Raw genomic sequence first — 23,751 nt, forward strand, 5'->3', positions numbered from 1 at the left:
CACTTAATATGGTACAGACAGACAATCTCATATTTCAATATAAAAAAAAGGAACAGTCCTTTAAATTCCCTGAAATTAACTTAAATACAGAGGAGAATTTACTTATTTTAGGTAAGTCTGGAATAGGTAAAACTACTTTGTTACACCTTTTGGCTGGTCTTTTAAAACCTGTAAGTGGAAAAGTAGTAATTGGGGATGTGGATTTGAATACATTATCACATTCTAAATTAGATAAATTTAGAGGTCAAAATATAGGGCTTGTTTTTCAAAAAAGTCATGCCGTTCAATCACTAAACGTTATAGAGAACTTAAAAGCACGGCTGTTTTTTAGTGGAAAGTTAATTGATAACACAGCAATAACTAATCTATTGGAAGAGTTAAATTTAGGTGAGGTTAAAAATAGTAAGGTAAATACATTAAGTGAAGGACAACTACAGCGTTTGGGAATTGCTTTGGCAGTAATACATAACCCTCAAGTTATTTTAGCTGATGAACCAACCTCTAGTTTAGATGATGAGCATTGTAATATTGTAATGAAATTACTTATCAATCAAGCGAAGCGAACAAAAGCCAATTTAATTGTTATAACCCACGATAATAGGATTAAACCACTATTTTTAAATTCAATTACATTATGAGAGTTTGGAATATAAGCCTTCAAAATATTAAGGCAAAGCCATTGTATACTTTTTTGAGTATTCTAATTTTAACTTTAAGTATAGCGCTTTTGTTGGGTATTAAACAGTTAGAAACTTCGTTTAAATACCAAATGGAAGCCAATGTGAGAGATATTGATTTAGTTGTTGGAGCTAAAGGAAGTCCATTGCAGTTAGTTTTAGCTTCTGTACTTCATATAGACAATCCTACTGGAAATATTATATATAATGATGCAAAAAAAATAGCTAAGAGTCCTTTTGTAAAAACTGCCGTGCCTATTTCATATGGAGATAATTATAAAGGGTATAGAATAGTAGGTACAACCGATGAATTTATGACGCTTTATAATGCCGAATTAGAAGAAGGACGTAAGGTAAAAAAATCGATGGAAGTAGTGCTCGGTTCTAATGTAGCTAAACAATTAGGATTAAAAGTAGGAAGTGTTTTTCTAAGTTCACACGGGTTGGTTGAAAATGAAATACATGTACATACTGATGAGTTAACAGTGGTGGGTATACTAAAACCAACACAAAAAGTAATCGACCGTTTAATTGTTACTAATTTAAAAAGTGTTTGGGATGTTCATCATCACGAAGATGGACACGAACACGAAGAAAACCATGTAGAACATCACGAAGATGAACATGAGCATAATGAAAACCTCGAAGGACATCAGAACGATAGTCATGAACACGAAGAAAATCATGTAGAACATCACGAGGATAGTCATGAACATGGTGAAAGCCATATTGAGCATCAAGAAAATTATGAAGAAGGAAAAGAAATAACGTCACTTTTAATTACTTTTAGAAGTCCAACAGCTTTTTTAACTTTTCCAAGAAGTATTAATGAAAACACAAATATGCAGGCTGCATTACCTAAAGTTGAATTAGATAAATTGTATGCGTATACGGGTGTAGGCTTTAAAACAATTTCAGGGATTGCTTATATAATTCTGGTTATTTCGTGTATTATTATATTTATAAGTCTTTATAAAATGGTAAAAGAACGCGCTTTTGACTTGGCACTTTTAAGAACTTACGGAGCTAGTAATGTTCAACTAATTAAAATGGTTACTTATGAAGGAGTTTTAATCGGATTATTTGCTTTATTTTTGGGGTTTTTAATGTCGAAAGTGGCTGTCTATTTTATGTTTAGAATTTTAGAAGACGACATAAAATACAATTTACTTCAAGTACTGTCGTTTCATGATTTTTTACAAATAGTAATGCTTGTATTAATAATGATTTTAGTATCTGTAATGCTAGCAATATACCCAATTATAAAAATGAACATTTCAACTATTTTAAGCAATGAAAAATAAAATTTTAATTATTCTGCTGTTTCAATTTTCAAGTTTATGTTTTTCTCAGATAAACATTACTTGGGATGATTTGGCAAAAGTTGAGTATACTGAAAAATATTTTCCTGATTATGGAGAGTATTTTTTATATCCTAGCTTTTCTTCTTCTGTAAAATCTTTAGAAGGCAAAGAAGTAGCAATTACAGGTTACTTTTTAGATGTAGATCCAATGGGAAAAATATTTATTTTATCTAAAGGACCTATGTCCTCATGTTTTTTCTGCGGTGTTGGAGGTCCTGAAACTGCTATTGAACTTCAGTTTGCATCTAAACCAGATTTTAAAACGGATGATATAGTAACTATAAAAGGTGTTTTAAAGCTAAATTCCGATGATGTGGAACATTTTAATTATATTTTAACAACTTGTAAAGGAGAAAAAGCTGATTAGAGCTTTTTAAGAGAGGAATATAATAGTTGATATTATAGTAAAAAGGCTGTATAAAAGTAATTAATTAGCAGTTAAGTTAATTAAAATTTTACTTTTTATACAGCCTTTTTATTTTGTGTTATACTTATAAAAAAGAGAACTTATTAAAGTTCTAATTTAAAAATACAGCATTCACAAAAAAGAGTTTTCCATTTTCCCAGAAAGCTCTGAATAATGGATTGTCTATCATATAAATAATTGTTCCGCGCCCCTTACTTTCTGTACCGAACAGTAGTGAGTTAGGAATGTTTTTTAAAGCATTAGGACCTGCATAACCAGATACATGTTCAAAATTTTCTGGAAAATAAGCTACATTATATCCACTTTCTAATAATTGATACGAAGTAGAACTTTGTTTTAAACTATAATAATTTGTATCGTAACCATAGGCTAATGGATGCGATGTATCAACAGTGCTTTTAAAAATACTTCCTGTAATTGCATTTTTAATGTACTCGTTTTCTCTTTGATCAAACGGAATTAGATTTAATTTTTGTTTGGAATCAGCATCTTCATTTTCTTGTCTTTTTAGGCCAAAACCTTCTGTATCTGCAAAATTATTTACGGAGCTACCTAATGCTATTATTTTTCCACCATTTGTGGCATAAGAACTTAGTTTTTTCAATGTTTGCTCATTTGCTCTATAGCCATTAGGTAAAATTAAAGTTTGATATTTAGTTAAGTCAATTCTGTTAAGATTTGCAGTGTTTAAAATGTTTAAAGGGTATTTTAACTGGGTTTCAAAAAAGTGCCAAATTTCACCAAAACTTAAAGAAGAAGTTCCTTCTCCAGCCAAAACTGCAATTTTTTTAGATGTTATAAGTTGTATGTTTGAAGATCCAAAGTCTGCACCACTAGTTACAAAACCAGTATTGGAAGTGCTAAGTTTTTTGTTTAATCTATTGGCTATTTCTACAATGCTTGCATCAAAATTAGCGATGTGTTTATTTTCGCCTCTCATAATAAGTAGTGTACCTTTTTTAAATTCATTCCCTTCAACCGAAAAATCTTTATAACTAAAGCGTACATTAAATCCTTTTTCTAATAAATCACCTAATAATTCAGCATCAGAAACTTCATTCCATTTATGTAAGTAAGCATAGGCATTTTTAGCAATTTTATTTGTGTAATCTTGCTTGTTAACCTCTACTAATTCAGAGTCGAAAGTAATGTTGTTTTTGGTTGCAAAACCTTGTAAACCGTATGCATAAGGTAAACTCCAGGCAGTAATATCGTATGTTATTGGTGTTGAAAGTTGTGTTTCTTGTTCAAATAAAACCTTAACCATTTTACCTTTTGGTTGATTTGTAGGTATTATTAGATCGTTTTTACCGGTAGTTAAACTCTCGGTAGATTTGCTATTATAATTATATGCTTTTACATTTTTTCCTTTAGAAATATAAAAATCAATTTCATGTTTTTGTAAAAGATTTATTACACCTTTAATTTTTTCAGGAGCACCTCTTAAAATGTAATTTTTATAAGCTAGTTTAGAATTATCGAAGAACTTAGAAAATTCCACTAACATTTTTGATGTGTTTTTAACTGCAACTTCAACAGTTGATAGTCCTGTTGTTGTATGGTGTGCAATTCTGTCTTTTAAAGTTAAAATAGTATTGTTTTCTGTTACAATTCCTAAACCAGCCATTCCGTGTCCTGCTTGTTCGTAGGTCATACCAATAGCTCCAACGTACGTTGGGTAGGTGTCTCCATAACTTGGGTACAGTAAATCAAAAGACTCTTTTGTAAAATAACGCCAGCCTTCTTTGTCGAAATGTTTTGCATGATTTTTTCCAATTTCAGTTTGAAAGTCGCGTTGCCAAGTTGTAATAATTTCGTGAAAAGGTTCTGCTGCAGGAGCAAAATAATAAGGGTTATTTATAAACTGTTCGTGAAAATCTACATGAACTTGTGGCATCCACTTATTATATATTTTTAAACGTTGTTGCGATTCAATTTGTGTTGCCCAAGCCCAATCTCTATTTAAATCAAATAAATAATGGTTTGGTCTTCCGCTAGGCCAAGGTTCTTTGTGTTCACTTACATCTGGATTTGTGTTATAAGGGGTGCTTTTGGTTTGGTTGTACCAATTAACATAGCGATCTCGCCCATCCGGATTTAAACAAGGGTCTATAATAACAACGGTGTTTTTTAACCAACCTTGTTTTTCGGTAATTAATTTATACAAGGTAAGCATTGCAGCTTCAGAGGCAGAAGCTTCATTACCGTGTACATTATAACTTAACCACACAATACCAATTTCAGATTGTGGTTCACCTTTTAATATTCCTGTTCTTTGTAAGTTAGATTTTCTAATAGCTTCTAAATTTTTACTATTTTCTTCTGAAGAAATAAAGGAAACATATAAAGGTCTATGTTCGTTTGTTTCACCATATTTTTCTAGAGAAACATTTACAGAATTAGAACTAACATAGTTAAAATAATCTATTATTTTATGGTGTCTTGTAAATTGTGTTCCTAATTCATATCCTAAAAATTCTGAAGGTGATTGAATTGTTTGAGCAAAACTAATAAGTGTAAAAAATGTACTAATTAGAAGTGAAAGGCGAAAGTTTTTCATAAATTATAAAAATTAAAGGTCCAAATGTACTTAAATTAACTTAATTAAAACATTGTATAAATTGTATCGTTTGTTTTATTTTTACCAAAAACTATAATTTGTGAAACAAGCTTATTTTAATTGGAGTACAGGGAAAGATTCAGCATTGGCATTGTACAAAATTTTACAGCATAAAGAGTATGCTGTTGGAACCTTACTAACTACCGTAAATCAAAAACTTAATAGGGTTTCTATGCATGGTGTTGCTGAAAAATTATTAGAACAGCAAGCAAAAGAAATAGGATTGCCTCTAACAAAAATATATTTTCCTGAAGAGGTTTCTATGGAAAGTTATAATGCTATTATGCACTCAAACTTGCTTAAAATTATTACTGAAAAAGAGTATAAGTATTCAATTTTTGGAGACATTTTTTTAGAAGATTTAAAGGAATTTAGAGAAGTTAAATTAGCCGAACTAAATTTAAAAGGCGTTTTTCCTTTATGGAAATTAAAAACCAGCAGTATTATTAAAGAGTTTATAGATTTAGGTTTTAAAGCTATTACTGTTTCTGTTAATGCTAATTTGTTAGATAAGAGTTTTGTTGGTAGAATTATTGATGAAAGTTTTATCAACGATTTACCAGATAATGTTGATGTTTGTGGTGAAAATGGTGAATTTCATACATTTGTTTTCGACGGTCCTATTTTTAAAAATCCAATACCTTTTGAAATAGGAGAGAAGGTGTTGAAAACCTATTCTTCAGATAAATCAGCTACTTGGGATTCTAAATTTTGGTATTGTAATTTAATTTCTAAATAAAAGGATCTTAACCCTCTAAAATTTAGTTATTTCTTTAACCTATTTTTAACGTTTATGGGTGATTTAGGTTACAATTGTTGTGGCTTTTATGTTTTAAATTTACACTATAAAAAAATAATAAATATTTAAAACATACATAAATGGAAGAAGAAAAAGAATATACAGGAATGCCAAGAATTGGAGATAAAGCTCCAGAGTTTAAAGCAGTAACAACACAAGGAAATATTGACTTTCCAAGTGATTATAAAGGTGATTGGGTAATTTTATTTAGCCATCCAGCAGATTTTACACCAGTATGTACTTCAGAGTTTATAACCTTTGCTAGTTTAGAAGAAAAGTTTGCAAATGCTAATTGTAAATTGGTAGGTTTATCTATAGATGGTTTATATAGCCATATAGCTTGGCTGCGTTCAATTAAAGATAAAATTGAATACAAAGGCTTGAAAAATGTTGAGGTTAAATTTCCTTTAATTGAAGACATTACTATGGAAGTTGCAAAAAAATATGGTATGGTACAACCAAATGAGGCTGCAACGCAAGCAGTAAGAGCCGTATTTGTAATTGATCCAGAAGGAGTTATTAGAACAATTATTTACTATCCTTTAAGCTTAGGTAGAAACTTTGATGAATTGTATAGAGTTGTAGTTGCTTTACAAACAGCAGATGCATTTGGTGTTGCAACACCAGCAGATTGGAGACCAGGAGATGATGTAATTATTGGTCCTGCAGGTTCTTGTGGTGCTGCTGAAGATAGAATGCAAGGTAAAGAAGATATGGATTGTAAAGATTGGTACTTCTGTTCTAAAAAATTAGATAAAGATGTAGTGCTTAAAAAAGTGCTTAAGAAATAAAATAGTTATTTGTTTAATTAATGGTGAAGCTGTCTAAAATTTAAAATTTTTAGGCAGTTTTTTTTAGCCTGAATATTTTTTTTAAAAATAATAAGCAGTAGTACTATAAATTTCCTTTAAAACAAAATAACTTTCCAAAACACCAATATTTTCAATCTTAGATAATTTTAACCTCACAAATTCGTGGTACTCATCTAAATCTCCAAGATTAATTTTTAAGAAAAAATCAACCTTACCAGCCATATGGTAGCATTCTTGCACTTCTTTTAAAGCTTTAATTTGTCTTTCAAATTTTTCAATAAAACCTTCGTTGTGGTATCTTAGAGAAACCATACAAACAGCAGTAATTGGTTGGTTAACAAGTCTTTTGTCTAAAATAGCTACATATTTTTTTATATATCCATTTTTTTCAAGCCTTCTAATTCTTTCATAAACTGGAGAAGCAGAAAGATTTAAAAGTTCAGAGACTTCTTTGGTTGTTTTTTTTGAATCTTCTTGTAAGATTCTTAAAATTTTAAGATCTATTTCGTCTAAACGTTCCATAAAAGATAAAATTACTGGTTATATTAAATTTAAAAGCTATTTTTAGATAAAATTTAAGTAAAAATGTTATTTAAAAGGTAAATTTACTTATTTTAATTGAATTATAAGTTTATTTGATTGAATATGTTTTAAAATATGTAATTTTATTCTTTTAAAATAAGTCTAAGATGAATCAAGATAGAATATTAATTACCGGAGCAAGTGGTCAATTAGGAACCGTTTTAACTAAAAAATTACAAGAAAAATATGGTGTTATTAATGTAATAGCATCAGACTTGCGATTAGATTCAAATTTTAAAGGAATTTTTGAAACATTAGATGCAACGGATTTTGATGCAATTCAAGAAATTGTGTCGAAATATAAAATTACGCAAATTTATCATTTAGCAGCTATTTTGTCTGCAAATGGAGAAAAATATCCTTTAAATACTTGGGATATTAATATGAAAACATTCTTTAATGTTTTAGAAATTTCAAGGCTTAATGCCATAAATAGGGTGTTTTTTCCGAGTTCTATTGCTGTTTTTGGAGATAATATAGATAGAATAGATACTGCCCAATATTCTAATTTAACACCTTCAACCGTTTATGGAATGAGTAAAGTTACAGGTGAAAATTGGAGTAAATATTATTTTGAAAAATATGGTCTAGACATTCGTTCTATTCGTTATCCAGGTGTAATTGGATACCAATCGTTACCTGGTGGAGGTACTACAGATTATGCCGTTGATATTTTTATAAAAGCGATTAAAAATGAAAATTATGAATGCTTTTTAAATAGCTCAACTACATTACCTATGATTTATATGGATGATGTAATTAGAGCAACTATAGAGTTAATGGAAGCTCCAAAAGAAGCAATTACAGTTAGAACATCTTATAATTTAGCGGGTATGAGTTTTGATCCTGCACAATTAACAAAAGCAATACAAAAAATATATCCAGATTTTAAAGTAAGCTATAATCCAGATTTTAGACAAAAAATAGCAGATTCTTGGCCAATGAGTATAGATGATTCTTATGCTCGAAAAGATTGGAATTGGAAACCTAAATTTGATATAGATGCTATGACACGTGATATGGTTAAAAATTTGAAAATTAAGTTTTCAGATAAGAGCATGTCTTGTTAGTTGTTTTTAAATCCTAATTATCAAATTTTAATAGATTTCTGCTTCATAGAGATGAATAGTACAAAAAAACCTAACAGGTTTCTAAAACCTGTTAGGTTTAATTATGTTTAATTTACTTTTTGTGATATAGTATTTATTAAAATACCTAAACTAATAAGTCTTTTTGGTGTATTTACTATTGAACTTCTTTAGATAGAAACGTAGTATTCATATTTTTTAGACTGCTATACCGTTTACTAATTTTACAAGAATTACATTACAGAGTAAAAACCTAACAGGTTTCTAAAACCTGTTAGGTTTAATTATATCGTGTTTAATTTACTTTATGTGATGTAGTATTTATTAAAATACCTTAACTAATAAGTCTTTTTGGTGTATTTACTATTGAACTTCTTTAGATAGAAACGTAGTATTCATATTTTTTGGACTGCTTTACCGCTTAGTAATTTTACAAGAATTATATTACAGAGTAAAAACCTAACAGGTTTCTAAAACCTGTTAGGTTTAATTATGTTTAATTTACTTTTCGTGATGCAGTATTTATTAAAATACCTAAACTAATAAGTCTTTTCGGTGTATTCACTATTAAACTTCTTTAGATATAAACGTAGTATTCATATTTTTTAGACTGCTATACCGTTTACTAATTTTACAAGAATTACATTACAGAGTAAAAACCTAACAGGTTTCTAAAACCTGTTAGGTTTAATTATATCGTGTTTAATTTACTTTATGTGATGTAGTATTTATTAAAATACCTGAACTAATAAATCTTTTCGGTGTATTTACGATTAAACTTCTTTAGATTTAAACGAAATATTCATATTTTTTGGACTGCTTTACCGCTTAGTAATTTTACAAGAATTATATTACAGAGTAAAAATCTAACAGGTTTCTAAAACCTGTTAGGTTTAATAATGTTTAATTTACTTTTCGTGATGCAGTATTTATTTAAATATCTGAACTAATAAGTCTTTTCGGTTTATTTACTATTAAACTTCTTTAGATATAAACGAAATATTTATATTTTTTGGACTGCTATATCGTTTAGTAATTTTGCAAGAATTATATTACAGAGTTAAAACCTAACATGTTTCCAAAACCTGTTAGGTTTATTTATTTAAATAAAAACGTAGTATTTATATTCTTTGGACTCCTTTTCTAATAAGTTTCCAAAACCTGTTAGGTTTAGAAAGTATCTCAATTTTAAAGTAGTATAATTCTAGATCTACCTATAAAATGTTATGCTCTAATCACATCTTCTAAAACAGACCAAACATTTTTTGCTAGTATTTTATGACCTTCAACCGTAGGATGAATACCATCTGCTTGATTTAATTCAGGAACTCCACCAACATCTTTTAATAAAAAAGGAATTAAATCTAGCTTGTTTTTTTTGGCCAATTCAGGGAAAATGGTTTTAAATTCATTTGTATATGCTTCACCCATATTTGGAGGCAATTGCATTCCTGCTAAAATAATTTTAGTCGTAGCGTTTTTAGCTATAACAGCATCAATAATTGCTTGTAGATTTTCTCTAGTTTCTTGTAGCGGTACACCTCTCAGTCCATCATTAGCACCTAGTTCTAATACAAAAACATCTATTTTCTGATTTAAAACCCAATTTATTCTTCCTTTTCCTCCAGCAGTAGTTTCACCACTTACACCAGAATTAATAACAGCATAATTTAATGAAAGTGAATCTATATAAGTTTGAATTAATGCGGGATAAGCTTCATTAATATCGTCTAGACCATAGCCTGCAGTTAAACTATCACCAAAAAATAAGATGGTTTTTGCGTTAGTCTTTTCTGCAGTGGTTTCCACTGTTTCATCAGCTGTTGTTTCCGCTGATTTTTCCTTTTTAGAAGCGTCAGATCCACAGGAAAGCAATAGAGTGAAAAATAAAAAATAACAAAATTTTAAGAAAATCTTATTTCCACGAGTATTAAAATTTAAAATCAATTGATTATTTTTCCGTTTTACCATTTTTAGCACTATAAACATAATGACAAAGATATTAAAGATTAACGAACTAGAGAAAACATATAAAAGCGGTTCGAAAAAATTAACAGTATTAAATGAAATTTCTTTTGAAGTAGAAACAGGAAGTATCTTTGCAATTGTAGGGCCTTCAGGTAGTGGAAAGACTACTTTATTAGGGCTGTGTGCTGGTTTAGATCATCCAAGTTCGGGTAGTGTAGAATTGTGTGGGAGTAATTTACAAGAGTTAGATGAAGATGGACGTGCAAAATTACGCAATAAGGAAGTCGGATTTATATTTCAAAATTTTCAGCTTCTACCAACGCTTACTGCCTTAGAAAATGTAATTGTTCCACTAGAATTACAAGGCGAAAAAAATGCAACTCAGGTTGGTAAAGAGTTGCTACAAAAAGTAGGATTGGCAGATCGTTTTCACCATTACCCATCGCAATTATCAGGAGGTGAGCAACAACGTGTAGCATTAGCAAGAGCTTTTTCTAACAAACCTTCTATTTTATTTGCTGATGAACCTACAGGGAATTTAGATGAAGAAACAGGCGAAAAAGTTATTCAATTATTGTTTCAATTAAATAAAGAAGCAGGCACAACCTTGGTTATTATAACTCACGATTTAGACTTAGCAAATAGAACGCAACAAATAGTGCGATTAAAAGGAGGGAAAATAATGTCGAACCAAAAAACAAAGACTGTTTAATGGCAAATTCTTCTTCAAAAGCAGCTGTACAATGGCTATTTAAAATGGCTTGGCGCGATGGAAAAGCGAGTATTTCTCGATTGCTATTATTTATGGCGTCTATTATTTTAGGAATAGCAGCTGTAGTTTCCATTCAATTATTCAGTCAGAATTTAAAACAAAATATTAAAAATCAGTCGAAAGCTCTAATGGGGGCTGATTTTATAATTGATAGCAGGCAACTTCCTTCAAGTAAAGTACAAGCAATTATAGATTCTTTAAATGTAGCAGCTTCTGAAGTAAATTTTGTTTCAATGGCGGCATTTCCAAAAAATGAAGGCACAAAATTGGTAAAAGTCCGTGCTATAGAAGGAAATTTCCCTTTTTATGGTTCTTTAGATACTGAACCTGTAAGTGCAGCTCAAAATTATCAAGAATTGGGTGGCGCATTGGTAGATGCCACATTAATGCTACAATACAATTTAATACCTGGTGATTCTATTAAATTAGGTAAATTAACTTTTCCAATTTTAGGAGCTTTAAAATCTGTTCCAGGAAGCACGGCTATTGCTGCTTCAGCAGCACCACCTGTTTTAATTCCTTTTCGGTTTATAGCAGCAACAGAATTGTTACAATTAGGAAGTAGAATAGAGTACCAATATTTTTTTGTAGCTCCAGAAACAATGGATTTAGAAGCCTTAGATAAAAAAATAGATCCTATTTTAGATGATGAAAACGCAGATTTAGACACGCATACTAGCACAAGTCAACGTTTGGGAAGAAGGTACGATAACGTAGGTAAGTTTTTAAATTTAGCAGCTTTTATAGCACTTTTATTGGGGTGTGTTGGTATTGCTAGTTCTGTACATATTTATATTAAAGAAAAATTGAAAAATGTTGCAGTCTTAAAATGTGTGGGAGCAACTAGAAAACAATCGTTTTTTATATATCTAATACAAATTGCTGGAATTGGGTTAATTGGCGGAATTGTTGGATCTGTAATAGGAATAGGTTTGCAATATGCATTTCCATATGTTTTACAAGGTTTTTTACCATTTGATGTGCAGATTTCAATCTCAGCACAGCCCTTGGTTATAGGGGTAACCTTAGGTGTTTTAATGGCGGTGTTATTTGCTTTGCTACCCTTGTTAGGTACTTGGTATGTTTCACCTTTGGAAGTATTACGGGGAACAGAAGAAAATTTAGAAAAGCCTAGAAAAGCACGACTTGTTACTTTAGCCGCAATTTTACTTTTTATATTTTTATTTTCATTCTGGTTGTTAAAAGATGCCTTATTTGGCTTACTGTTTACTGTAGGTATTTTGGTTACATTTTCTATAATGGCTGGAATTGCAAGTTTATGTATGCAATTAATTAAAAAGTATTTTCCTACCAATTGGGGCTTTACAGAGCGTCAAAGTTTGTTGAATTTATTTCGGCCAAACAACCAAACAATGGTATTGATTTTAGCCATAGGTTTAGGAACATTTTTAATAAGCACCTTATATTTTACTAAAGATATTTTGTTGGCAAAAGCAACAATTGAAAACAATTCAAAAAATGCCAATATTATTTTAATGGATGTGCAAAACCAACAAAAAGAAGCAGTGGTAAATGCTATACAACCTAAAGGTTTAGAAGTGATAGATAATATTCCTATTGTTACCATGCGCATACATCAAATTAAAGATAGATTGGTAAATGATATCCGTAAGGATACAACTTCAAAAATGAATCGATGGATTCTAAATCATGAGTTTAGAGTAACTTATCGGGATTCACTATTAGATTCTGAAGAATTGTTGTCAGGTACTTGGACAAGTGAAATAATACAAGGAGAACCTATTAAAGTTTCCATATCAGATAATATTGCTGAAGATGCCAATTTAACTATTGGAGATCAAGTAATTTTTAATGTGCAAGGCGTTTTAATGGAAACTGTAGTTGGTAGTATTAGAAAAGTAGATTGGGGACGTATGCAACTTAATTTTTCGGTGGTGTTTCCAAAGGGAATTTTAGAAAATGCGCCGCAGTTTAACGTGTTAACTACTCATGTGCCTAATGAAGCTGTTTCAGCAGATTTACAACGCGATTTAGTCCAAAAATTTCCAAATATTTCGGTGTTAGATTTACGTCAGGTTTATACTATTATTGAAGATATTTTATCTAAAATTTCGTGGATAATTAATTTTATGGCATTTTTTAGCATTCTTACAGGAATTATTGTCTTAATCGGTTCGGTTAGAAATAGTAAATACCAGCGTATTAAAGAAAGTGTATTACTTAGAACTTTAGGTGCAAAGAGTAAGCAAATAATACGTATTACAGCTTTGGAATATATATATTTAGGGTTGTTGGGCAGTCTTGTAGGAATTTTATTATCCTTAATTAGCAGTCAATTGTTAGCTGTATTTTTATTTAAAGAGCCTTTTATACCATCTGTTATACCATTTTTGGTGTTTTTACCAGGTATCACTTTATTGGTGTTATTAATTGGTTTCAGTAATATTAGGAGCGTATTAAAAAGTCCACCTTTAGAAGTATTGAGAAAAGAAGTTTAAGGTAGAAGGTTTAATTGTTTGCTTGTTGTGCTAAGTTCTTCTTTTAAGGCTGGTTCATTTTAGTTTTTCATCTTGTGTGTTTTTAGAAATCTGATAAAATATGCTTATGTTTGCGTGTATGAAAACACATACATTTGCCATTGCAGGCTGCGGAAAATTGGCCCACATTGTTGTGGATGCTTTATTAAAAGATTTATTACCAAACTATAAATTAATAGCTAGTTACTCAAGAACTTATGAGAAAGCTAAAGAAATTTCTACTAAGATAGATGCTTCAAAAACAGGGTATTCTTGTAAAGCGTGTAGTAGTTTTGAAGAATTGCTAACACTTAAACCAGATTATATTGTTGAAACTGCATCGCCATCAGCATTTAAAGAATGGGTGTTACCTGCTTTAAAAAATGGTTCATCTATTATAACACTTTCTATTGGTGGACTTGCAGATGCAACATTTTATAAAAAAGTAGCGGAAACAGCTTTAGAAAATAATACACGTGTACATTTAGCTTCGGGTGCTATTGGAGGTTTTGATATGTTAAGAACGGTATCTCTAATGGAAGAAAGTGAAGTTACTTTTACTACTAAAAAAGGTCCTAACTCTTTAAAAAACACTGAAGTGTACGATGCTAGTTTACAAAACGAAACGCGCGAAGTTTTTAAAGGAGATGCTAAAGAAGCAATTGCGCTTTTTCCAACACGTGTTAATGTATCAGTTGCAGCTGCATTAGCTTCTGTAGGTCCTGAAAATTTAAAGGTATCTATAAATTCAATTCCAAATTTTATTGGTGATGATCACCGTATTGAAATAAAAAGCCAGCAAATTCATGCAGTTGTTGATGTGTATAGCAAAACTGCACAAATTGCTGGTTGGAGTGTAGTAAATACAATGCGAAATATAGTTTCGCCTATTGTTTTTTAAAATAGTTAGTGATATTTGCCAACACTTTTTCACTTAAACGTACAAAAGCTTGTTGGGTTCTACCAGTTGAAACTTGTAAACAATTTACGTTGGGGTGTTTTAAAATGGATGCATTTCCTAACGCCCCAAGCGTATCACAATAAACAGCATTGTTACCTTTAAACCATTTTTCAAAAGGTGCAGTATCCCAAGCAGGAGACAAGCCTGTATTGAATAAAATTTTACGATTTCCTAAATGTTCAAACTCTTCTTCGTGTAATAGAATTGTATTTTTATTTAAGCAGCAAATAATTACTTCATTTTCAGAAAGTAATTGTTTTAAAGGTAAAAAACGATAACCTTTTGCTGTTGCAGCTTCTTTTTTGCTACGAGCAAAATAACTGATTTCAGCACCTAAAAAACGCAAAGCATCAGCAATCATACCTCCTGATTTACCAAGGCCAACAATACCAACTTTAAGTCCGGTAATTTCACGAGGAATAGTACTCCAAGGTTTTCTAATACTACCATCGGATTTATGGCCAATGCCATGTAAGCAGCGTACTAACTCACTTATTACATATTCTACAACACCCTCATCACCATAATCTCGTACTCCTTTTACTGTAATACCTTTAGAATTGGCATACAAAATATCTACATTGGCGCTTTCAGGTGAATATAAAGAGCAACACATACCAATGTATTTTATATTTGGACATTGTTCTAAAATATCGCGACCTAAATTTGATCGGTGACTTAATAAAACACCATCTGCATCTCCAATGCGTTTTACAATTTCTGCTGCACTAGAAGGTTGATCTTCATGTAAAATAAGTGTTTCTGTAAAAGATTCTAATTTTTTATTCGCCGAAGGAATTAATTCTAAAGGCTCTATTCCAACAAGTTTTTTAAACATAGTTTATTTTTTTTATAATATTATTCCTGCCATAAGTTTTCATGAACTGAAAACTCAAGCAAAATTCATTTTGTAACGTATAATTTAGTTGAATTGGTGTTATTTAATAAGAGAAATTTTTAATGTAGATTTTTTTAAAATTAATGTTTTAATTAAAAGTTAAAGGTACTTAATTTTATAGTCATTTAAAAGTCTAAATGTTTAAAAGTCGGTTTTTGCTTATTGTTTGTTGGCTATTGGAAACCGTTATTCCGAGGTTCTTTTAGTTCTGTCCGTCATTCCGAACTTGGTTCAGGATCTTATGATGTTAGCTAAATGATGCTTGAGTTTTTTAGGTACAGATTGCCGCAGTTGTGTTTTCATTGCTTTACAACACGCCCTCGCAATGACGGGTTTATTTAGATTGTGGTTTTAAAGAACGTCATCCCGAACTTGGTTTAGGATCTCATGAACTTAACTAAATGATGATTAGAATTTCATTTCACTTGTTCATTTTTCCATTGATGAAAAACGAACCAAAAAATCTAGTCTGATGATAATTTAATTGAATCTTACGGAAGTTACGCAGTCGACGCCAGACCGCTGCGCTCTTTGGCTTACTCTCGTAGCTCCACTTCCTCAGATTACTACTTAAATTCTCATAGGACGTTTTAAATTCGTCATCCTGAACTCGTTTCAGGATCTCATGAACTTAACTAAATGATGTTTGGGGTTTCTAGGTACAGATTGCCGCAGTTGTGTTTTCATTGCATTACAACACGCCCTCGCAATGACGGGTTTTAAAGTAACGTCATCCTGAACTTAGCTAAATGATACTTGATTTTTTTAAGTAACAGATATCTTGATTACTATGCTAGGAGTAATAACAAGTAAGATTAAATATCTATCATTAAAAGTTGTCTAAAAAGGAATATGTTTTTAGTTATATTTGTTAAAAGCTAAACAAAACAATATAATGAGATTAAAACGTGTCGTATTTTTAATAATTATACTTTCTTTTTTACAAAGTACTGGTCAAGAAATTGAACCATCTATTGCTTTTTGGAATACATTAAAATCGCATTGTGGTAATGCATATGAGGGAACTCTAGAAAGTCCAAAAAATGATGAGAATTTTGGAGGGAAAAGTTTGGTAATGCACGTAAAATCTTGTTCTGAAAATGAAATAAAAATCCCTTTTTATGTAGGAGAAAATAAATCCAGAACTTGGATTTTAACTATAAATGATGGTATTATTACCTTAAAACACGATCATCGTCATAAAGATGGAACTATGGAAACGGTTAATTTTTATGGAGGTACTTCAACAAATAAAGGAAAAGAAGATATTCAATTTTTTCCAGCAGATGCACATACGCAAGCACAACTACCTGAAGCAGCAACTAATATCTGGTGGATTACCTTAAACGATACAACTTTTACGTATAATTTACGTCGTTTAGGAACAGACCGTGTTTTTAAAATTGCTATGGACCTTACAAAACCTATTGAAACCCCAGAAGCACCTTGGGGCTGGAAGGATTAAATACTGTAAAGTATGATATTTATTATGTGTTAAATCATCCATTTATTTTAAATTCGAAAAATGATCCAATGCAAATTTAGACCCCTTTATTTTGTTATTATTAGCTGGTTAGTACTCGCTTCTTGTACTTCAAAAGAAGCATTAAAACCCTCAGAAAATAGTACACAAGATTCTATTCATATTTTTATGCAAGACATTAGAAATAATGATTTAGATTTTAAAACTAGGTTAAATTTAGCCAATAAAGCTTTTCAAAAATTAAAAAATAAAGAAGAAGATGGTAAAGATGCTCGTATTGAAGAAATTCTAGCCTATAAAATATATTTTTTTGATAATTTAAAACAGCTAGATAGTGTACTTAGTATTAATAAAACATTATTGCAATTAAATATAGAAAATAAAGATTCTTTAGCTATTGCAAGTAATTATTATAGATTGGCTTATTATTATTTTCAAGCGGATAAAAAAGATAGTGCATTTATTGCGAATAAACTATCCAGTGACATTTATTTCAAATTTGGTGATAGTCTAAAAATTGGTGAGAATTTAATGCAAATGGCCATTATACAATCAGACCTTGGTGATTTTATCGGTAGCGATAATACCGCAATACAAGCATTGAAATATCTTGATGATACGAATTTAGTTTATAAATCTGCTATTTATAATTGCATTGCAATTTCAGCAAAAAAACGAAAAGACTATAAAGAGGCAATCTATTGGTATCAAAAAGCTATTGAAAATTCCACTATAAGTAGTTTTAAAGCGGTAAGAAATAGTAATTTAGCGGTTACATATCGGATTTTAAAAGAATATGATAAGTCAATTGCTATATTTGAGGAGTTGCTAAAAGATGGTGACTTAGACAACGATACCAAAGCTAAATCCAGAGTTTTAGATAATCTTGCATATACCAAATGGTTAGCTAATGAAAACGAAAATGTTATTGATGATTTACTTGCTGTTTTAAATACTCGTTTGGCAGAAAAAGATCTATTTGGACTTATTGCAAGTTATGCTCATCTTACAGATTATTATACAAATAAAAATCCCGAGATAGCACTTACTTATGCAAATAAAATGTACAAGCAAGCGGTTATTTTAAATAGCACTCGAGATAAGTTAGGTGCTATGCAAAAACTTATAGACTTAGAAACATCTACTAGCAAGGCAAAAGAATATTATAATAACTATGTTAAGTTAAGCGATAGTATAGTTGATGCGGAAAGAGTTATTTTAAATAAATTTGAAAAATTAAAATACGATAGCGAGAAAAACCGTGAAGACAATTTGCAATTAAAAATTTTAACTTCAAAAAAGGAGTTAGAATTAGAAAAAGAAAAAACCAGAAATATAATTGGAGCAACTTTAAGTGGTTCAGTAGTTTTTGGCTTATTAGTATTTTTATATTATCGTAAACAAAAATACCTGCAAGAAAAAAGAGCAGAGGTATATAAAACTGAAACACGTATTGCTAAAAAAATACATGATGAAGTTGCAAATAACTTGGTCAATATTATGAATAAAGTGCAATATACAGAAGAACCAAAAGAGTTACTTTTAGATGATTTAGAAAAAGTTTACTTACTTACAAGAGATATTTCACACCAAAATAATACTGTAGAAACAGGAGAGGAGTTTGAAAATTCTTTAAAAAACTTACTTACAAGTTTTAATACAAATACTACAATTGTTATTCTTAAAGATATTCATAAAGTAGCATTAAATTTATTAAATGAAGATAAGCAAATAGAAATTTATAGAGTATTACAAGAGCTTATGGTAAATATGCAAAAGCATAGTAAAGCAACATTGGTTGCCATTGCTTTTAAAAAAAATATGAATGAATACATTATAAATTATTCAGATAACGGAAAAGGAGTAGATTTAACAGGCCTAAAATTGCGTAATGGACTTAAAAATGTGGAAACCCGTATAAAATCTATTCAGGGAATTATTAATTTTGAATCAACTTTAAATAAAGGTTTTAAAGCCTTTATAAGTTTTAAAAAATAAAAGCTATGTTTCAAAAAGTATTAATTGCAGAAGATATGGACTTTATTAATAGTGGAATAAAGTCGCAATTGGCAGAATTAAATATTGCTCAAATTGAGTATGTTCAATATTGTGATGAAGCCTTACTTAAACTAAAAAGTGCTAAATTAAATAATGCACCTTTTGATTTATTAATAAGTGATTTGTCATTCGAAGAGGATTATGTTGAACAAAAAATAAAATCTGGAGATGAATTAATAAAAAAAGTAAGAAAAGAATTTCCGTTATTAAAAATAGCGGTGTTTTCTGTTGAAGATAAAGAGTATAGAGTACAAAAGCTGTTTAATGAGTATAAAATCAATGCCTATGTTTGGAAAAGTAGGGAAGGATTAAGAGAGCTTAAAAAGGCGATACTACAACTATTTAATTCAGACAAAATTTACATTTCTCCGCATATTTCCGGAGCAGTATCAAAACAAAAAAAAATTGAAATATCAGAATATGATATTTTTTTAATAGAATGCCTTTCTAAAGGTTACCTACAAGAAGAAATTAGTACTATTTTAAAAGATAAAAACTGGTCGCCTACAAGTGTAAGTTCTATTGAAAAAAGATTGAAAATTCTAAGAGAACATTTTAATGCTAGCAACCCTACACATTTAGTTGCAATAGCTAAAGATTTAGGATTGATTTAAAAAAGTTTCATTAAATTTAAGGTGTTTACGGAAAACCGTACATTTATAATAGACTTTCAATTTAAATTTGTACAAAATTACAGGAAGATTGTAAATTGAAAAAAGATTTAATAAACAAAGCCTTACAAATTTGTGTAAGGCTTTTTTTATTTAGGTATATTTTAAAGAATACATAAATTATTAAAAAACAAGAGTTTTAAAATTAAGTGTAGCGTTTTATATTTATAATTCGTATAGATGGTAGTCGGGTTGTGAATAAACGGTTAGATTTGTATAATAAAATGCATTTTTTATAAAATAAATAGTTTAATCCATAAAGTTTTGTTAAATTTATTATATTTGCAGTTACAAAAAATAAGATTGCTAAATCTACTAATTGTTTTTAAGTTGTAAATTTTATTTTAAAATTACAGCAAAAGTTTTTTTAGAAATAAGCCTATAAAATGGGAGTGTTTCTAGCGAAGCTATATCATATTGTATAGCTTATGTAGCCTTAGTTACAGTCTTTTTTTTGAAAAAAATAATAATTAATTCAATTACGGAAATCCGTAAGTTTTTATTGTTTTTTATGTTGAATTTTGTATTCGAAGTCATATTTAATTGTTGAAATAGATGTGAGTTTATGTGGCGAAGCCATGCTTACACATTAAAATTATGAAACAAATAAGTAATCACTTTTCTTAGTTAAAACACACAGAGATGTATTGGTTTGTATTAAATGTTAAACGTAAAAACGAGATAAAAGTTGCAAGCCTTTTAGAAGCTGCAGGTTTTAAAGTTTATTGCCCTACTTATACTACTGTAAAAAAATGGTCAGATCGCAAAAAAAAGGTTATAAAACCTTTAATTGCCACTTATATTTTTATTAAAATTAAAGAGAAGCATCGTGCAAAAGTTTTTGAAATTCCAGGGGTTATAAGGTACTTATTTTATTTAGGTGCGCCAGCCAAAGTCTTAAATAAAGAAATTACGGTTCTTAAAGATTTTTTAAAAGAAGGTGCTTCTGTACCAAAAATAGAAAATATAAAGCCTGGAGACAACCATTTAATTGAAGATGGACCTTTTAAAGGTAAAAATGGAGTAGTTCAAGAAGTTGGAAATAATAGACTCCAAGTTGTTTTAAAGGAGTTAGGGATAAAAGTAACCTTAACCACCAAAACTAAGCTAGTTTAAATATTTTAAATTCATTCTTAAATTAAAAAATTGTCCTTACAAAATCCAATATTAGATAATCAACCTGATAAGCGTTGTAATAATGTTAATTATATTGAGTTGAATGACGTACCAGATAAAGGTGTTGTAATTTGTGACAAAGCGGGAGCTATTATTACAGCAAATAATTATTTTTGTGAACTAATTATATCTAACTTAAATAAGTTAGAAGGCAAGTGTCTAGAACCAGAATTATTTTCAAACATTGGTTCTTTAAAAAACACTTGTAATTTTAAACAATTACTTGAGGGTACAAAAAAGCGATATGAATTTCAAATTGTAAAAAAAGACGCAACAGTTGTTTTTATTGAAGTAAAGGCAAAGAAAGTAGCTGGAAATAATGTTGCATATTTTTTTAAAGACATTAGTGAACAAAGAATTTTAAATTTAGAATTACAAGAGTTAACTCATAATTTAGAAATTTCAAATCAAGATAAAAGCAGATTTATTGCTGTTTTAGCACACGATTTAATAAATCCATTCAATTCTATTTTAGGTTTTATAACGTTGTTAAAATCAAATTTAAAAACTGCCAGTATAGATACTATTGAAAAATATGTTAATTATATAGAAGCAGCTTCGCAAAACACCTATAATTTATTAGAAGATACTTTAGGTTGGATTCGATCTGAAAACGGTAATTTAACAGTTCATAAAGGAACTCACGAAATAAACAGCTTAGTTATAGCAGTAGTTAAAAATTATAAAGCCAATTCAAATACTAAAAATATTAGTATTCATTTTGAAGAAGAAGAAAAGATGTATGCTTTTTGCGATGCAAATATGATTAAAATTGTATTGCGAAACTTATTATCTAACGCTATTAAATTTACAAATAAAAATGGCGAAATACACATCACTATAACCACCAGTGCTAAAGAGACCAAAATAGCAATAAAAGATAATGGTATTGGAATTTCTAAAAAATTGCAAGCACAATTATTTAGTACAGACAGAGTACATAGAAGAGATGGTACAGCACAAGAAAAAGGTACTGGTATGGGCTTATTATTATGTAAAGAATTTATTAATAAACACAACGGTAAATTATATGTAACTTCAAAAGAAGGTGTTGGAAGTACATTTACGTTTACAATCCCCAAAGTATTAGAAGAACTTAATACTAAATAAATGATCGCTATTAAAAAAAATAGAATAATGTTGGGGTTGTTATTGTTAGCGTAATTACTTTAGTATAGTCAACCAAAAGGTTTGTAATGATTTCTTAATTTAATTGAATAATTCTCTTATATAACAATAGCAGTATTGTTAAGCTTAGTACAAATTAAGCAGGAGAATTATCCGTTCAACTAAACTAAAAAAACTGATTGTTATAAATTAACAGTAGTACAATTAGCAATTGCATACATTTTATGTCTAAATTATTATTTGAAGAAGAAACATTTAAGGTAATTGGAGCTTGTATAAATGTTCATAAAAAATTAGGAAGCGGCTTTTCAGCATCTGTGTACTGTTTAGCTTTAGAAAAAGAATTATTAAAAGCAAATATTCCTTTTGAAAAACAAAAGAAAACACCAATTTATTATGATGGGGAACCTTTAGACACCTTTTTTATTGTGGATTTTGTTTGTTATGATACAATTTTATTAGATGTTAAAGCTGTTCCCTTTATACAAGATCAAATGAAGCAGCAAGTAGTAAAATATTTAAAAACTTTAAATCTAGAAGTTGGTATATTACTCAATTTTGGTGAAAAAAGCCTTAAATGGAAACGTTTAATACATACAATTTAAAATTAGTATTTAAAGCTTAGTTTAATTATATCCGTAAAAGTTATCCCATAACAAACAAAACATCATTTTTAGAAAGCCTTAAAAGGTGTATTGGTGTTTCAGTTTGTGTTTTTATACAATCTAGTAATAAATTTATAATAACAACGATGAAGAAATTTTTTATCAAGAGAAACAATTTTATGTCGTTTTATGGAGCAGCCATATAAAAAGCTAACCTATCAATTAAATATTTTCAAAATCGCTAATATGAAAAAAAGACAAATTTTTTTACTTATAGTACTTATAGTAGTAACTATTTCTTGGTCTTTTGCAGTTATCAAGTCAATTTAAAATCTTAGTACCGCATTTTAAATCAAGAAATAAAAAAATATTACATATTTTAAAGAGAGCGCAGTATTAAAATTTTGTTTTCTTTAAGAAGTACTATCTAAATTTTTAAAAAGGAGTTTATAAAAAATCCTTTTAAAAAAATATTTAAAAGTCACCTTTTAAATTTGAAATTGTTCAGTTGTATTATAACATCAAACTTAAAATGGTATAGACGTATAAACTAATATTTGTTATTAGTATCCATCAGTGAAATTCAGTTTAAACATCCGTGAATATTAAACTAAAAGTTGACTTAGTTCAACACTCCATGTGTAAAAACAGTACTACACATACTTTATTCAAAATTTTACACAAAAAATCCAATTTAAAAAGGGTTTTTAGTGATTTTTTAGAATTACAAAGTCGTGTAAAATATTGTTGTAGATTATACTTTGTAAAGCCATTATTAGAATTTTCTAATAATGGCTTTGCTATGTCCAAAAATTAGAGTTTTAAATATTTGAACAATTAAACAAAATTTAGATAAATAACAACAGATTGCCGCGTTCCATTGCATTTCACTCGCAATGACGGTTTTTATAATATCTCGTCATCCTGAATTTATTTCACGATCTTATGAAGTTAAACTAAAAATATAATTAGTATTTCATTAGGAACAGATGCTGAAACGAGTTCAGCATGACGGTTTTATTTTGATTTAGTTATTAAGTAACAGATTGCCGCGTTCCATTGCATTTCACTCGCAATGACGGTTTAAAATCTATATTTTAACGGCATATCGAAAGTGTATCGTAAAATGTGAAGTGAAGACATCGTAAAATTTTAGGCTGTTTG

19 protein-coding genes are annotated in these 23,751 nt (G+C 29.4%); 15 read left to right on the plus strand and 4 right to left on the minus strand.

From position 1 onward, the window contains the following. Window positions 1-8 precede the first annotated feature (8 nt). Genes MHL31_RS00810 through MHL31_RS00820 form a run of 3 tightly spaced genes read left to right on the plus strand, consistent with a single transcriptional unit; the run spans window position 9 to window position 2,408 of the window. Window positions 9-638 (plus strand): ATP-binding cassette domain-containing protein, encoded by a 630-nt coding sequence (locus tag MHL31_RS00810; RefSeq protein ID WP_240227194.1) that lies wholly within the window; start codon window positions 9-11, stop codon window positions 636-638. Next, window positions 635-1,981 (plus strand): ABC transporter permease, encoded by a 1,347-nt coding sequence (locus MHL31_RS00815; RefSeq protein ID WP_240227195.1) that lies wholly within the window; start codon window positions 635-637, stop codon window positions 1,979-1,981. The genes MHL31_RS00810 and MHL31_RS00815 overlap by 4 nt, the downstream gene beginning before the upstream one ends. Next, window positions 1,971-2,408: a hypothetical protein gene (locus tag MHL31_RS00820; protein WP_240227196.1), complete on the plus strand. Its 438-nt coding sequence runs from the start codon at window positions 1,971-1,973 to the stop codon at window positions 2,406-2,408. Before MHL31_RS00815 ends, MHL31_RS00820 begins: the two co-directional genes overlap by 11 nt. 151 nt (window positions 2,409-2,559) lie before the next feature. On the opposite strand, the gene MHL31_RS00825 is transcribed toward MHL31_RS00820, so the two are convergent. Then, window positions 2,560-5,028: a M14 family metallopeptidase gene (locus MHL31_RS00825; RefSeq protein WP_240227197.1), complete on the minus strand. Its 2,469-nt coding sequence runs from the start codon at window positions 5,026-5,028 to the stop codon at window positions 2,560-2,562. Between the two features lie 100 nt (window positions 5,029-5,128). On the opposite strand from MHL31_RS00825, the gene MHL31_RS00830 reads away from it, so the two are divergent. Continuing rightward, window positions 5,129-5,827 carry a diphthine--ammonia ligase gene (locus tag MHL31_RS00830; protein ID WP_240227198.1) on the plus strand — a complete coding sequence of 233 codons (699 nt, stop codon included), beginning with the start codon at window positions 5,129-5,131 and terminating at the stop codon, window positions 5,825-5,827. Window positions 5,828-5,967: 140 nt separating this feature from the next. Continuing rightward, complete coding sequence (locus MHL31_RS00835) at window positions 5,968-6,678, plus strand: peroxiredoxin (RefSeq protein ID WP_240227199.1); 711 nt, start codon at window positions 5,968-5,970, stop codon at window positions 6,676-6,678. Window positions 6,679-6,759: 81 nt separating this feature from the next. Here the strand turns inward: MHL31_RS00835 and MHL31_RS00840 are convergent, their stop codons facing one another. Continuing rightward, window positions 6,760-7,221 (minus strand): Lrp/AsnC family transcriptional regulator, encoded by a 462-nt coding sequence (locus MHL31_RS00840; RefSeq protein WP_240227200.1) that lies wholly within the window; start codon window positions 7,219-7,221, stop codon window positions 6,760-6,762. A gap of 167 nt (window positions 7,222-7,388) precedes the next feature. Between MHL31_RS00840 and MHL31_RS00845 the strand changes: the two genes are divergently transcribed. Then, a complete protein-coding gene (locus tag MHL31_RS00845; RefSeq protein WP_240227201.1) occupies window positions 7,389-8,351 on the plus strand; it encodes an NAD-dependent epimerase/dehydratase family protein in 963 nt (320 codons plus the stop codon). Window positions 8,352-9,593: 1,242 nt separating this feature from the next. On the opposite strand, the gene MHL31_RS00850 is transcribed toward MHL31_RS00845, so the two are convergent. Then, complete coding sequence (locus MHL31_RS00850) at window positions 9,594-10,340, minus strand: arylesterase (protein WP_240227202.1); 747 nt, start codon at window positions 10,338-10,340, stop codon at window positions 9,594-9,596. 19 nt (window positions 10,341-10,359) lie between these two features. Between MHL31_RS00850 and MHL31_RS00855 the strand changes: the two genes are divergently transcribed. The 3 genes from MHL31_RS00855 (at window position 10,360) to MHL31_RS00865 (ending at window position 14,508) form a co-directional block, all read left to right on the plus strand. After that, the gene (locus MHL31_RS00855; protein WP_240227203.1) at window positions 10,360-11,049 is read left to right on the plus strand and encodes an ABC transporter ATP-binding protein; all 690 of its coding nucleotides are present in this window, start codon (window positions 10,360-10,362) and stop codon (window positions 11,047-11,049) included. A gap of 44 nt (window positions 11,050-11,093) precedes the next feature. After that, window positions 11,094-13,589, plus strand: coding sequence for an ABC transporter permease (locus MHL31_RS00860; RefSeq protein WP_240228925.1), 2,496 nt, complete (start codon window positions 11,094-11,096; stop codon window positions 13,587-13,589). A gap of 118 nt (window positions 13,590-13,707) precedes the next feature. After that, window positions 13,708-14,508 (plus strand): aspartate dehydrogenase domain-containing protein, encoded by an 801-nt coding sequence (locus MHL31_RS00865; protein ID WP_240227204.1) that lies wholly within the window; start codon window positions 13,708-13,710, stop codon window positions 14,506-14,508. On the opposite strand, the gene MHL31_RS00870 is transcribed toward MHL31_RS00865, so the two are convergent. Further along, window positions 14,495-15,406, minus strand: coding sequence for an NAD(P)-dependent oxidoreductase (locus tag MHL31_RS00870; RefSeq protein ID WP_240227205.1), 912 nt, complete (start codon window positions 15,404-15,406; stop codon window positions 14,495-14,497). The two genes, MHL31_RS00865 and MHL31_RS00870, sit on opposite strands and share 14 nt — an antisense overlap. Before the next feature lie 955 nt (window positions 15,407-16,361). Here MHL31_RS00870 and MHL31_RS00875 point away from each other — a divergent pair. The 6 genes from MHL31_RS00875 to MHL31_RS00900 all read left to right on the plus strand — a co-directional run bounded on the left by MHL31_RS00875 (window position 16,362) and on the right by MHL31_RS00900 (window position 22,587). Further along, the gene (locus tag MHL31_RS00875; RefSeq protein WP_240227206.1) at window positions 16,362-16,931 is read left to right on the plus strand and encodes a hypothetical protein; all 570 of its coding nucleotides are present in this window, start codon (window positions 16,362-16,364) and stop codon (window positions 16,929-16,931) included. Between the two features lie 60 nt (window positions 16,932-16,991). Continuing rightward, on the plus strand, window positions 16,992-18,947 hold the full coding sequence (locus MHL31_RS00880; protein WP_240227207.1) for a tetratricopeptide repeat-containing sensor histidine kinase: 1,956 nt from the start codon (window positions 16,992-16,994) through the stop codon (window positions 18,945-18,947). A gap of 5 nt (window positions 18,948-18,952) precedes the next feature. After that, complete coding sequence (locus tag MHL31_RS00885; protein WP_240227208.1) at window positions 18,953-19,621, plus strand: response regulator; 669 nt, start codon at window positions 18,953-18,955, stop codon at window positions 19,619-19,621. A gap of 699 nt (window positions 19,622-20,320) precedes the next feature. After that, window positions 20,321-20,794, plus strand: a complete 474-nt coding sequence (locus MHL31_RS00890; RefSeq protein ID WP_240227209.1) for a transcription termination/antitermination protein NusG — start codon at window positions 20,321-20,323, stop codon at window positions 20,792-20,794. 30 nt (window positions 20,795-20,824) lie between these two features. Beyond that, window positions 20,825-21,964 carry a PAS domain-containing sensor histidine kinase gene (locus MHL31_RS00895; protein WP_240227210.1) on the plus strand — a complete coding sequence of 380 codons (1,140 nt, stop codon included), beginning with the start codon at window positions 20,825-20,827 and terminating at the stop codon, window positions 21,962-21,964. A gap of 242 nt (window positions 21,965-22,206) precedes the next feature. Continuing rightward, window positions 22,207-22,587 (plus strand): GxxExxY protein, encoded by a 381-nt coding sequence (locus tag MHL31_RS00900; RefSeq protein ID WP_240227211.1) that lies wholly within the window; start codon window positions 22,207-22,209, stop codon window positions 22,585-22,587. Window positions 22,588-23,751: the final 1,164 nt, after the last annotated feature.

The organism is Lutibacter sp. A80, assembly GCF_022429645.1.
Classification (GTDB): Bacteria; Bacteroidota; Bacteroidia; order Flavobacteriales; family Flavobacteriaceae; genus Lutibacter.